The 12,764-nt window shown below is 48.2% G+C and carries 12 protein-coding genes; 8 read left to right on the top strand and 4 right to left on the bottom strand.

The window, feature by feature from the left end; genetic code table 11:
* The first annotated feature begins 165 nt into the window (after positions 1-165).
* Entirely contained in the window at positions 166-492 is a 327-nt protein-coding gene (locus tag DI392_RS04375) for a Grx4 family monothiol glutaredoxin (RefSeq protein ID WP_109318692.1), read from the top strand.
* A gap of 68 nt (positions 493-560) precedes the next feature.
* Here DI392_RS04375 and DI392_RS04370 read toward each other — a convergent pair whose 3' ends face one another.
* Positions 561-1,883 carry a Na+/H+ antiporter family protein gene (locus DI392_RS04370; protein WP_109318691.1) on the bottom strand — a complete coding sequence of 441 codons (1,323 nt, stop codon included), beginning with the start codon at positions 1,881-1,883 and terminating at the stop codon, positions 561-563.
* 30 nt (positions 1,884-1,913) lie between these two features.
* Positions 1,914-2,573, bottom strand: a complete 660-nt coding sequence (rnt, locus tag DI392_RS04365) for a ribonuclease T (RefSeq protein WP_109318690.1) — start codon at positions 2,571-2,573, stop codon at positions 1,914-1,916.
* A gap of 239 nt (positions 2,574-2,812) precedes the next feature.
* On the opposite strand from rnt, the gene motY reads away from it, so the two are divergent.
* Positions 2,813-3,694, top strand: coding sequence for a flagellar protein MotY (gene motY / locus DI392_RS04360; RefSeq protein ID WP_109318689.1), 882 nt, complete (start codon positions 2,813-2,815; stop codon positions 3,692-3,694).
* 69 nt (positions 3,695-3,763) lie between these two features.
* Here the strand turns inward: motY and purU are convergent, their stop codons facing one another.
* Positions 3,764-4,597 (bottom strand): formyltetrahydrofolate deformylase, encoded by an 834-nt coding sequence (purU, locus tag DI392_RS04355; RefSeq protein ID WP_109318688.1) that lies wholly within the window; start codon positions 4,595-4,597, stop codon positions 3,764-3,766.
* 204 nt (positions 4,598-4,801) lie between these two features.
* Here purU and DI392_RS04350 point away from each other — a divergent pair, with 204 nt between their 5' ends.
* From DI392_RS04350 to rnd, 6 genes are all read left to right on the top strand, one after another.
* The gene (locus tag DI392_RS04350; RefSeq protein ID WP_109318687.1) at positions 4,802-5,002 is read left to right on the top strand and encodes a hypothetical protein; all 201 of its coding nucleotides are present in this window, start codon (positions 4,802-4,804) and stop codon (positions 5,000-5,002) included.
* 144 nt (positions 5,003-5,146) lie between these two features.
* Entirely contained in the window at positions 5,147-7,075 is a 1,929-nt protein-coding gene (gene yoaA / locus DI392_RS04345; RefSeq protein WP_109318686.1) for a DNA repair helicase YoaA, read from the top strand.
* Between the two features lie 58 nt (positions 7,076-7,133).
* A complete protein-coding gene (tsaB, locus tag DI392_RS04340) occupies positions 7,134-7,835 on the top strand; it encodes a tRNA (adenosine(37)-N6)-threonylcarbamoyltransferase complex dimerization subunit type 1 TsaB (RefSeq protein ID WP_109318685.1) in 702 nt (233 codons plus the stop codon).
* A 48-nt stretch (positions 7,836-7,883) separates the two neighbouring features.
* Positions 7,884-8,180 carry a chromosome partitioning protein ParA gene (locus DI392_RS04335; protein WP_109318684.1) on the top strand — a complete coding sequence of 99 codons (297 nt, stop codon included), beginning with the start codon at positions 7,884-7,886 and terminating at the stop codon, positions 8,178-8,180.
* 151 nt (positions 8,181-8,331) lie between these two features.
* Positions 8,332-10,020 (top strand): long-chain-fatty-acid--CoA ligase FadD, encoded by a 1,689-nt coding sequence (fadD, locus tag DI392_RS04330; protein ID WP_109318683.1) that lies wholly within the window; start codon positions 8,332-8,334, stop codon positions 10,018-10,020.
* A 78-nt stretch (positions 10,021-10,098) separates the two neighbouring features.
* On the top strand, positions 10,099-11,217 hold the full coding sequence (gene rnd / locus DI392_RS04325) for a ribonuclease D (protein WP_109318682.1): 1,119 nt from the start codon (positions 10,099-10,101) through the stop codon (positions 11,215-11,217).
* Positions 11,218-11,331: 114 nt separating this feature from the next.
* Here rnd and DI392_RS04320 read toward each other — a convergent pair whose 3' ends face one another.
* Positions 11,332-12,564 carry an outer membrane protein transport protein gene (locus tag DI392_RS04320; protein WP_109318681.1) on the bottom strand — a complete coding sequence of 411 codons (1,233 nt, stop codon included), beginning with the start codon at positions 12,562-12,564 and terminating at the stop codon, positions 11,332-11,334.
* Positions 12,565-12,764 lie beyond the last annotated feature (200 nt).

Here is a 12,764-nt window from a genome sequence, read left to right as displayed (position 1 = left end):
TGTTTGATTTATCAGTATCTGTCTGATATCACAAGTTTAAGACGATGAGGTAAGTAAGAGTGTAGTCGGGTTGGTTCAATCCCACATACAGAATAGGCTTTTTATTCGTGCATAAACCAGTAGAATGTGACGGGTAGAGTCAGTAACGATAAGATGAGACCATCTATGGAAACGATTGATAAGATTAAAAAGCAGATTGAGGAAAACTCTGTTCTGCTGTATATGAAAGGTTCACCGAAGCTGCCTAGCTGTGGCTTTTCCTCTCAGGCTGCTCAGGCTCTGATGGCCTGTGGTGAGAAATTTGCCTATGTCGATATCCTGCAGAATCCGGATATTCGTGCAGAGCTGCCAAAATATGCACACTGGCCGACGTTCCCTCAGTTGTGGGTGGACGGTGAGCTGGTCGGCGGATGCGATATCATTCTGGAAATGTTCCAGAAAGGTGAGCTTCAGCCTCTGATTAAGCAGGCCGCTGAAAAGTCGGCTGAGTAATCATACTTGCCTGAAAGAAAAGAGGTCGCCATTGGATTGGCGACCTCTTTTTCGTTTAGCTGTCCTGACTACAGTGTCATGGCTGCAATCCAGCCAAAGATAATCAACGGGATATTGTAGTGAAGGAAGGTCGGAACTACAGTTTCCCAGATATGCTCATGCTGACCATCCGCATTCAGGCCGGAAGTGGGGCCAAGGGTGGAATCTGAAGCCGGGGAACCCGCGTCACCCAAAGCCGCAGCGGTACCAACCAGCGCAACCGTTGCGAGAGGTGAGAAACCGAAAGCCGCACACAACGGAACGTAGATGGTGGCGATAATCGGGATAGTCGAGAAAGAAGAGCCAATACCCATAGTGACCAGCAGGCCAACAACCAGCATCAGCATTGCTGCCAGTCCTTTGTTGTCACCGATACTGCTGGATACGGACTCTACCAGTGTTTCAACGCCACCGGTCTGCTTCATTACCGCCGCAAAACCTGCCGCGGCAATCATAATAAATCCGATCATGGCCATCATGTGCACACCCTTAGTGAACACATCGTGGGTCTCTTTCCATTTGATCATGCCGCTTACGGTAAACACCATAAAGCCGGCCAGCCCGCCGATGATCATCGAACCGGTCAGTAGCTGAGCGCCCAGAGCAACCACAATACCCGCAATAGAGATAACCACGTTTTTCTTATCAACTTCAACGTTAGTATGAATGTGAGTCATTTCTGTTTCAGGGTATTCACGCGGCTTACGGTAGGTAAACAGTACGGCCAGCAGGAGGCCGGCGACCATACCCAGCCCCGGAAGCATCATCGCAGTTGGTACCTGGCTGGCAACAACATCAGTCAGACCGTTATCATGCAGGTTTTTCAACAGGATGTTATTCAGGAAGATACCACCAAAACCGATAGGCAGAACCATATATGGTGTGATCAGACCGAAGGTCAGTACGCATGCAACCAGGCGACGGTCTATTTTCAGTTTTGCAAAAACGCCTAACAGAGGTGGAATCAAAATTGGAATGAAGGCGATATGGACAGGAATAACGTTCTGTGACGACATGGTGACCAGAATAAGGGCACCAATGATCGCGAATTTCAGACCGGTTTTCGCACCCTCATGGCCTTGGCCGTGGATACGCTTAATCACAGCCTGAGCCATTAGATCAGTAAGGCCTGATTTTGAAATAGCCACGGCAAAGGTACCTAACATGGCATAGCTTAAAGCGATGGTGGCACCACCACCCAAGCCACTTTCAAAAGCGGCTACCGCATCGTTGAGGCCCATACCAGAGACCAGACCACCAATGATGGCACTGAAGGTCAGGGCAACGACAACGTTGACCCGCATCAGCGCCAGTATCAGCATAATGCATACAGAAATGACGACAGGATTCATAATTTTCCCAAAAGATAAGTTGTGTTTCGTTTATTTTTCTTCAGCCTGTTCAGAGGAGCAGACAGGCCAGCCGCCCAGTTCTTTCCACTTATTGACGATACCGCAGAACAGCTCAGCGGTTTTTTGTGTGTCATACAGCGCAGAATGGGCTTCTTTGTTGTCGAAATCCATCCCTGCCGTTCGACATGCTTTGGCCAGAACCGTCTGACCATAGGCCAGACCGCTAAGTGCTGCGGTGTCAAACGTTGCAAAAGGATGGAAAGGGACTCTTTTCAGGCGGCTACGTTCATTGGCCGCCATGACAAAGCTAAGATCAAAAGTTGCATTGTGAGCAACCATAATGGCTCGGCTGCAACCGGCTGTTTTTTGCTCTTTTCGGATCTGCTTGTAGATTTCTTTTAACGCTTCCTGCTCGGCTACCGCACCACGTAATGGGCTGTAAGGATCCCGTATACCGTTAAATTCCAGCGCTTCTTTTTCGATATTGGCACCTTCAAATGGTTCCACATGGAAATGCATGGTGGTTGCCGGATGCAGATTTCCCTGTTCATCCATCTTCAGTGTAATGGCACAAATTTCCAGAAGTGCATCGGTTTTTGCATTAAAACCTGCTGTTTCAACGTCAACTACTACCGGGAAATAACCACGGAACCGGCTTTTTAGCGCTAATAGTTCTTTATCTACAGTCATATTTAGTTCATCAAAGAGAATGAGCGCCGCATTATTGCAGATATTTCTCCGGAGCTAAATGGGCAATCAGAGTTATTTCGTACGTTTTTCGGTTCACTGATCATTTGCCGGAGATATTGGCGGACTTTTTGCTATATCATTACCAAATGAGCAGAATGATGACGGAATAAGTCCATTTATGGGCAAAAAAGCGGCAAGGATTCGCCGTTATCCTATTGAAGAATGAGTGCCGAGTAGTTATGAAGAAGCAGATTGCCACCAGTGTCTTTTTATCAGCCGCCCTGATATCACCTGTATCGCAGGCGGTTGATTTACGTTATGCGGCAACGCCAGAGCAGTCTTCATGGGAGATGAGGGTAGATACCCCACTGGAATGCCGCTTAGTGCATCCGATCCCAAACTATGGTCAGGCTGAATTCTCTTCTCACGCCAGTAAAAAGGTTAACCTGGACTTTGAGCTGAAAATGCTCAGGCCAATGGGGGCTACCCGGGATGTCACCCTTGTTTCGATGCCACCGCAATGGCGTCCGGGAGAAAGTGCTGAACGGATATCCAGAATGAAGTTTTTCCAGCAGTTTAATGGCTATATCGGCGGGCAGACTGCATGGGGGATTTTGTCTGAACTGGAAAAAGGCCGCTTCCCTACCTTTAGCTACGCGGACTGGCAGAGCCGGGATCAGAGTATTGAAGTGTCGCTTTCATCAGTGATGTTTCAACAGAACTATAACGCATTCAGTCGGTGTATCAATCAGTTGTTGCCGTACAGTTTTGAAGATATTTCTTTCACTATTTTGCATTATGACCGTAATAGTGAGCAACTAAATAAAGCCTCGCAAAAGCGTCTGGCTCAGATTGCGGAATACATCCGGTACAATAAAGATATCGATCTGGTTTTGATCAACACCTATACCGATCGCAGCGGAGCCAAAGGGGTAAACCAGAACCTTTCAGAGCGCCGGGCGGTTGTTCTGCGCGATTATTTTCAGTCTCTGGGGTTAGACAGCAGCCGGATCCAGATACAGGGCTATGGAGAGCGTCGGCCGGTTGCCGATAACAGCTCGCCTATTGGTAAAGACAAAAACCGCAGGGTAGTGATTTCTCTGGGTCGGACTCAGGTGTAATTTTATTGTACCTGAAACACAAAAAGCAGCCGTTTGAAGGCTGCTTTTTGTGTTTCAGGGCACGGAAAATTATAGAATAACGGTTTTGTTGCCGTGCACAAAAACATGGTCGTTCACGACTTTATTCAGTGCCTTACTCAGGACATTTTTCTCTACGTCACGGCCTGCCTGAGCCATATCTGAGGCGTTGAAATTATGATCCACCGGGATCACATCCTGCTTAATGATTGGCCCTTCATCCAGGTCGTTGGTCACGAAGTGCGCCGTTGCACCAATGATTTTAACCCCGCGATCATAAGCCTGTTGGTATGGTTTGGCACCGATAAATGCCGGCAGGAAGCTGTGGTGAATGTTCAGAATGCGATGGTGGTAGCTCTCAACAAATGCCGGAGTCAGTACACGCATATATTTCGCCAGCACCAGGTAGTCGGCTTCGTATTGGTCGATTTTTTCCCGCATCTTTTCTTCGTGTTCTTCCCGGGTCAGACCTTCATGAGAAACGTAGTGGTAAGGAATACCGAATTTTTCAGTCAGTCCCTGTAGTTTGTCGTAGTTACCGACCACAGCAGCAATTTCTATGTCCAGGCTGCCATCATACGCTTTGATAAGAATGTCACCCAGGCAGTGGGCTTCTTTGGTCACCAGTATTACAACTTTCTTTCGTGAAGAGCTCACTAGTCTGCGTTTTGCTTTCTCAGGAAGCGCTTGATCCAGGTCCTGAAGGAAGGTTTCATCATTAAAAATTCCTTCTAATTCAGTACGCATGAAGAAGTGTCCGCTGGTGTTATCCACAAACTCGTTATTATGGATAATATTCAGTTGGTGCTTGTAACAGATGTTGGTTATTTTTGCTATGAGACCCGGGGCATCACTACAGTGGGTCAGCAAGGTTTTCTTTTCCATTCGGTCTACTTCCGTGAGTAATTATTTTATCTTATAAAAATATTTTCTGCGGCTCAGTTAATAGTGAAAGGGTGAGCTAAGCCTCAATATGACCCCTATAATTAATCTATTATCGAGTTGAGTTCAACAGATAAGCTTCAACCAGATTATTACACCGATGAGGCTCGAGTTGAATAGATACACAAAAGTTGTGAGGAAAAGTGTATGGACCGAGATTTATTAGCACGCAAATTATACGTGGAAAGGGTAAGTGAATTGGTTGGTCAGGACGTTGATGAGGCAACACTGACCGAATTATGGGAAAGCAAGGCGACACCTGCAGAGGCTGCGAAAACAATTTTAGAGGATGATGATAAGGGGTTTGAAGGCCCTGCATGGTTATCCAGATATCTGAACAGGAAATAACGGTATCATTTTCTGTTAACAAACTTAAGGAGTTCCCGGCGCGGGCTTATCTTTGATAAGCCCGCGCCGTTTTGTGTTACTTGGACACCGGCAGTTAAGGTATAATCCCCCTCATCGTTTTTCGTTTAAGCTTTACCTCACTCTATGATCTCTAAAACTTTTTCTGCAGATGGTGCCTTAGGTCAGGCCATTCCGGGCTTTCAGCCCCGTCAGGCACAGCTGGACATGGCCGTTGCAGTGGAAAAAGCCATTCGTGAACAGTCACAACTGGTGGTCGAAGCTGGTACCGGAACGGGTAAAACTTTCGCTTATCTGGTTCCGGCACTGCTTAGTGGTAAAAAGATCATTATCAGTACCGGTTCAAAAAACCTCCAGGAACAGCTGTTTCACCGTGATCTTCCCTTGATGGTGGGGGCATTGGGCTTTTATGGGCAAGTCGCTCTGCTGAAAGGGCGTTCAAACTATCTGTGTCTTGATCGTTTAAGCCGACAGATGGTGGAGAGCCATACTAATGAAGCCGATCCCACTCTGTTGTCTCAGCTTATTAAGGTCAGAAGCTGGTCGTCGGAAACCAAAACCGGTGATCTCGGTGAGTGTGATGAAATCGCCGAAGACAGTCCGGTGATCCCAACCATTACCTCAACCAATGATAACTGCCTGGGTAAAGACTGCCCGAGTTATCAGGACTGTTTTGTACTTAAGGCCCGTAGAAAGGCCATGGATGCCGATGTCGTGGTGGTGAACCACCACCTGTTTCTGGCGGATTTGGCGATCAAAGAAACTGGGTTTGGTGAGCTGATCCCTGAGGCTGATGTGTTCATTTTTGATGAAGCGCATCAGTTGCCGGATATTGCCAGTCAGTACTTCGGCCAGTCTGTGTCCAGCAGACAGGTTCAGGAACTGGCGAAAGACATCGAGATCGGTTATCGCACCGAAGCCAGGGATATGCGTCAGTTGCAAAAAGTGGCGGACAGGCTGGTTCAGTCCGCGATGGATCTGCGTATCGAGCTGGGAGATTCGGGCTTTCGGGGCAACTGGCGGGAAGCTCTGAAATCAGAGTCGATTACCCGTGCCGTGGTCAGGGTTCAGGATGGACTGGAGCTGGCTATTGATGTACTTAAATTAGCGCTGGGCCGCAGTGAATTGCTGGATGCCGCCTTTGAGCGGGCGAATACCATCAAGTCGCGGATAGAGCGGGTATGTGATGTATCGATAACCGGCTATTCCTACTGGTTTGATACTACACCGCGTCACTTCAGTCTGCATATCACCCCCCTGTCTGTCGCAGAGAAATTCCGGGAGCAGGTTCAGCTTAAACAGGGAGCATGGGTATTCACTTCGGCCACACTGGCGGTCTCCGGCAACTTCAGTCACTTCACTCACCGGCTGGGACTGGAGCCTAAGGCGCAGTTTTCCCTGCCAAGCCCGTTTGATTATGCCAGTCAGGCTCGTCTCTGTGTTCCGCGCTACCTGCCGGAGCCCAATAGCCCCGGAATGGCTGAAAAACTAGTCAAAATATTGTCGCCTGTGATCGTACAGAATCAGGGGCGTTGCTTTTTCCTCTGTACGTCACATTCAATGATGAAAGAGTTGACGGAGCGTTTTCGTGACAGTCTGGATTTGCCGGTTCTGATGCAGGGGGAAACGAGCAAGCAGAAACTGCTGGCGGAGTTTATGGCGCTGGGGGATGCCCTGCTGGTGGCAACCGGTGCTTTCTGGGAGGGGATTGATGTTAGAGGTGATGCTTTAAGCTGTGTTATCATCGACAAATTACCCTTTACCGCCCCGGACGATCCCTTACTCAAAGCGAGGATTGAAGATTGTCGCTTGAATGGCGGCGACCCGTTTTCTCAGGTACAGCTGCCTGAAGCGGTCATTACTCTGAAACAGGGCGTTGGGCGACTTATCCGGGATGAAGAAGATAAAGGCGTTCTGATTATCTGTGATAACCGACTGGTGACTCGGGAATATGGCGGTATATTTTTGCAGAGTCTGCCTCCGATCCCCCGAACACGGGACTTGACCAAGGTGTCGGCCTTTTTACATCAGATAGCTGGTGAGGCTGTGGTATAAACCCATTAATTTCGTGAAACAATCCATTAATTTTGTTAAATAATCAATTGAGGCGTTAATGAGCGCAAAGATACTTGCTCTGGATACAGCAACCGAAAACTGTTCTGTCGCATTACTTTATGACGGAACCATCACGACCCGTAGTGAAATTTCTCCACGGGGCCATGCCAGTAAAGTTTTGCCTATGGTGGATGAGGTCCTGAAAGAAGCAGGACTAACGCTGGCGGAGCTGGACGCACTGGCGTTTGGACAGGGGCCGGGCAGTTTTACCGGTGTTCGGATTGGCACTGGTATTGCACAAGGTTTAGCATTCGGTGCCGATATTCCGATGATAGGTATTTCGACACTGGAAGCCATGGCGCAGGCCATGTACAGAATACACGGCGTATCCAATGCAGTATGTGCGATTGATGCCCGTATGAGTGAAGTGTACTGGGCTCGTTACCAGCGTCAGGAAAATGGCGTCTGGCTGGCTGTGGATGATGAATGTGTTATCCCGCCACAGGCACTGTGTGAAACCGTGCAGGATGATGAACATACCTGGAGTCAGGCTGGTACTGGCTGGGATGCTTATCAGGAAGAGCTGGCAGGTCTGGCACTGAAGCGGGAGAAGTCGGACGTGTTATTTCCTGAGGCTCAGGATATCGTCGTGCTGGCTGAGCAGGCTTATGCGGAAGGAAAAGCAGTGGCTCCAGAAGAGGCTGGTCCGGTTTATTTGCGAGACAAAGTCGCATGGAAGAAGCTGCCCGGGCGAGAATAAAGCAGGATAAAGCTGCAAAGTGAAAGACAACAGTAGTGATAAATAATTATGGTAGTGATTAACGGCATTACCCCGGCAACCGTTCAGCAAACCAAAAAGCCGAACAAAAAGCGCGGGGTACAGCAGGATAAGAGTAAAGAGGAGGTTGCCCAGCCGACTCAGCTTGCTCATGCTGTTGCTCACTCCATTCGTCATGCTGATGAAGCCGACATTGAACGGGCAAGAGTTCAGTATGATTTGCCGGAGGGGCATTCCCGTAAGGCAATGGAGGAATATATGACCATCTTTAATCAGGCCAGGAGAGACGAATTGTCACAATTAATTGGGGTAGACTTATTTATTTGATACCTGGCTGTTTTTTCCGGCCACTCGCTGCATATCACCCCATTTTCCTGTGTTTTTACCCACTTTTCCTTTGTGAACCCATTGCAAATTGATATAGTTGCCCGCCCTAGTAAGTCCTTATAATCAAAGAGTCAATTTCAGGAGTTGTAGAGTGGATAAACCATGGCTTGCTTCTTATCCAGGTGATGTTCCCGAAACTATTGAACCCGATGCTTATCCGTCTCTGGTCGAGATGTTTGAAGAATCTGTTCGCAACTATGCCGATCAACCGGCATTTGTGAACATGGGAGCAGTGATGACCTTCCGCAAGCTGGAGGAACGCAGCCGGGCTTTCGCCGCTTATCTGCAAAATGACCTTAAGCTGAAAAAAGGTGATCGGGTAGCCTTGATGATGCCAAATTTGCTGCAATATCCGATTGCGCTGTTCGGGGTCCTGAGGGCAGGGATGGTCGTGGTGAATGTTAACCCGCTGTATACCCCGAGAGAGCTGGAGCATCAACTGATTGATGCTGATGTCAGTGCCATCGTTATCGTCTCTAATTTTGCCAGTACTCTGGAGAAAATTGTTGCGAATACCCCGGTTAAGCATGTAGTGCTGACCAGTCTGGGGCAGATGTTACCGCATCCCAAAGGCACTATTGTCGACTTCGCGGTAAAGTACATTAAACGTCTGGTACCTAAGTATCACCTGCCAGGGGCCATTTCGTTCCGTAAAGCTTTGCGTAAAGGTCGCCGCTTGCAATATGTAAAGCCATTTATTTCGGGCAAGGATATTGCCTTTCTTCAGTATACCGGGGGAACCACTGGTGTCGCGAAAGGCGCTGTGCTGACTCATCGTAATATGCTTGCCAACGTGATGCAGTCTAAAGGGGTATACGGACCGGTACTTAAAGCCGGACGTGAACTGATTGTCACCGCTTTGCCGATGTATCATATCTTTGCTTTGACGGTAAATTGTCTGCTTTTCATTGAAATGGGTGGTAAGAACCTGCTGATTACCAACCCGAGAGATATACCAGGATTTGTCAGAGAGCTGCGTCAGTATCCGTTCTCGGTATTTATCGGGGTCAATACGCTGTTTAATGCGCTGTTGAACAATAAAGATTTTCACGAGTTGGATTTTACGGGTTTTAACCTGACGATTGGTGGCGGTATGGCCGTGCATCAAGGCGTTGCGGAACGCTGGAAAAAAGTGACCGGAATTCCGATTTTAGAAGGCTATGGCCTGACCGAGTGCTCACCGTTGGTTGCCGTCAACCCGCATAACCTGCCTGAATATAACGGCTCAGTGGGGTTACCCGTGTGTTCAACTGAGGTGCGCATAGTCGATGAATCCGGACAGGTGCTGCCTTATGATCAGACCGGAGAGCTTCAGGTACGAGGACCGCAGGTGATGCAGGGCTACTGGCTGCGGGAGGCTGCGACTCGGGAGGTGCTGGATTCGGAAGGATGGCTGTCTACTGGTGATATTGTCCGCTTTGATCAGCAAGGATTTATCTATCTGGTGGATCGTAAAAAAGACATGATTCTTGTCTCAGGGTTTAATGTGTATCCGAATGAGATTGAAGATGTGGTCACTCTTCATGAAAAAGTGCTGGAGGCGGCAGCAATTGGCGAGCCACACGAGGTAACGGGAGAAGTGGTCAAGTTATTTGTCGTGGCCCGGGATCCCAGCCTGACTCGCCATGAGATAATTACTCACTGTCGCGAGTACCTGACAGGGTATAAGATTCCGAAAATCATTGAATTCAGGGATGAGCTACCCAAGAGTAATGTCGGAAAAATCATCCGCCGTGCGCTTCGTGAGGAATCGGAAGCGAAAAGAGGAAGAAAATCCTGATATACTCAAGCTTCAGTTCAGGGTAGCCAGACAATACTGTCGGCATTTTGTTTTCACCCACCGTTAGTTGAGAATACAGTGAAGTACCAGATAATTGATAACGTTTCCGATTTAGAAGAGGTTTGTCGTTTTGCCCGTGAGGCAGAGGCGGTCATGCTTGATACTGAGTTTGTACGCATACGAACCTACTATCCACAGTTGGGACTTATCCAGCTCTTTGACGGGGAGCGCTTGTCTTTAATTGATCCCACCGTTATTGATGATATGAGCGCCTTCGAATCGCTGCTGAATGATGGTGCGGTACTTAAAGTGCTGCATGCCTGCGGTGAAGATTTAGAAGTCTTCCGAAACGCCTTTGGCTGTGCTCCTTTTCCGATGGTTGACACGCAACTGATGGCCGCGTTTTTAGGCCATGGACTGTCCACAGGGTTTGCCGCTCTGGTGCAGGAATATCTGGATATTGAGCTGGACAAGAGTGAATCGCGCGCGGATTGGCTGGCCCGTCCTTTGTCTGATAAGCAGCTGGATTATGCGGCGGCAGATGTATTTTATCTGGCTCCTCTGTTTGAGCTTCTGGAGCAGAAGGTGTCTGAGGCCGGATGGTGGGATGCCGCCTTACAGGAGTCGGAGCTTCTCGTTGATAAACGAGGAGTGAAAACGGATCCGGACAATGCCTACCTGGACATTAAAGGTGCATGGCAGCTCCAGCCGGAACAGCTTGCTATCCTTAAGCCTCTCGCGACCTGGAGAATGAAAGAAGCATTGCGTCGGGATCTGGCACTAAACTTTGTATTTAAAGAGCAGGACCTCTGGGCGGTTGCCCGCTACGGAATGACCAGCCAGAAGCAGATGGAAAAAGAAGGCTTTGATATCAGAGCCATCCGACGTCATGGAGAGCGCATTATCGCTATTGTGAAAAAGGCACAAAAGCAGCCGAAAGACGAATGGCCGGCGAAAATCGATCGCCTGATGGACTACCCGGGCTATAAGCAGCAGTTTAAGGCGCTCAAAGACCAGGTGAAAAAGGCTTCACAGGCAAGCGGTTTAGCCACCGAGTTTCTCGCATCGAAAAAGCAGCTTAACCAGTTTTTAAGCTGGGTGTGGAAGAAAGATCGTGATGCTGAAAGGCTACCGGATGTGATGCAGGGCTGGCGCAAAGAGTTGCTGGGTGACAAGCTGAATGCGTTAATGAAATAAGCCGGTTGTACCAGACGGGAGCTAAGTGGATATATAAACTTAGATTCTTGCAGCATCAGATACAAAAAGAGCCGCAATCGCGGCTCTTTTCCGATCAACAGTCTATTAACTGACTTAGAAAGTCTGGCTGTATTGCAGGCCCATCAGAATAGCATTGGCATGGGTGGTAGCATTCAATGTACTTTTTACAGAACCGTCAGGCGTAAAGTACTGAGTTTCAGAAACCTCAACGTCTTTACCCAGTAGGTAAGTAAAGCCAAAATCGATATTGGATTTCGCAGTCAGGTTATAAGTAAAGCCAGCCGAGAACCAGTTACGGTTTGAGTCAGGTACAGAAATCGAAGTTATTTCGTCCTGTGCACTGGTGTCATACATATACCCGGCACGTAGTGTCCAGTCATTGTTCAGATAGTAGGTACCACCAATAGAGTAGTGCATACCATTTTGCCAGTTATACTTTTTTATATCTCCGGCATCTTTGGCTGTAAGCGTGTCAAAAGTATTCCAGCCAATCCACTCTACGCTGTAGTGCAATGCAAACTTGCTGTTTTCGATCCGATGATAACCAGACAATTCCCAGATATCAGGTAATGGCAGCATCAGAGTGTCATCTGTATAGGTAACGCCACCTTTATACACGTCACCATCAGCCTCTAATTCCGGGCTATTGTGGTACGCCAGGCCAAAGCGGTTATTTTCGTCCATCTCATAGACACTACCCAGATTAAAGCCCACAGCCCAGCCATCTGCATCGATATCCAGTAATTTAGTACCGCTAGCCGTCGCTCTCTTCATCTTACCCTGACCATAGATAATATCCAGGCCGGCTCCAATGCTCCATTGATCACCAATACGGTAAGAGCCAGCTAGCCCAAGGTTCATGCTTTTTATATCAGTACTACTGCCGAATTCGCTGGCAACATAGCTATCGCTAAATTCTGTTTTGGTACCAAAATTCGTATAAGCATTCACACCTACCGCGAATTTATCATTCACAGGGACTATTAAGTGTAGGTTTGGCGCATAAGAGGTACTGCCTGCATTATCGTAGTTGGCAGAATGTGTTGAGCCTGCTGCGCTGGTATACTCGGCATCCTTCACTTCAATCATGGTCTTAATAGAGACAACACCCAGAGACAGGGCCATTTCATCAAACAGAGCCATGGCTGCGGCGTTTTTTGCCATCACGGATGCGTTATCGGCGATAACGGCATCACCAGCAAACGCGCGGCCAAGGCCGGTTGCTGACTGAGAGTTTAGCTGAAAGCCCGCAGCCAGTGCTTGCTGGGAAGCCAGTGCCACCATTGCTGCCAGTGCTGACTTCTTGAACAGACACGATTTCTTCATTGATTTGTTCCTCTTTGAGAACCTGTTGTCTCTTTATTTAGGATATACATGATATTTGAGCTATTACTCAATTGGACGAGAATGGTAGTTCTTATCACTTGTGATGGAAATCCGACCAGCTTGGTGTTTTGAGGGAAAATCTTCAAAAGTGTGGAGATAGTACGGGAAATGGTGTTTAAAATGATAAAATTAGAGTTTTT

Origin of the sequence: Vibrio albus, from assembly GCF_003144035.1 — a bacterium.
Lineage (GTDB): Bacteria > Pseudomonadota > Gammaproteobacteria > Enterobacterales > Vibrionaceae > Vibrio > Vibrio albus.
The sequence above is the reverse complement of the archived record's forward strand: the minus strand, read 5'-3'. Positions and strand labels throughout refer to the sequence as shown.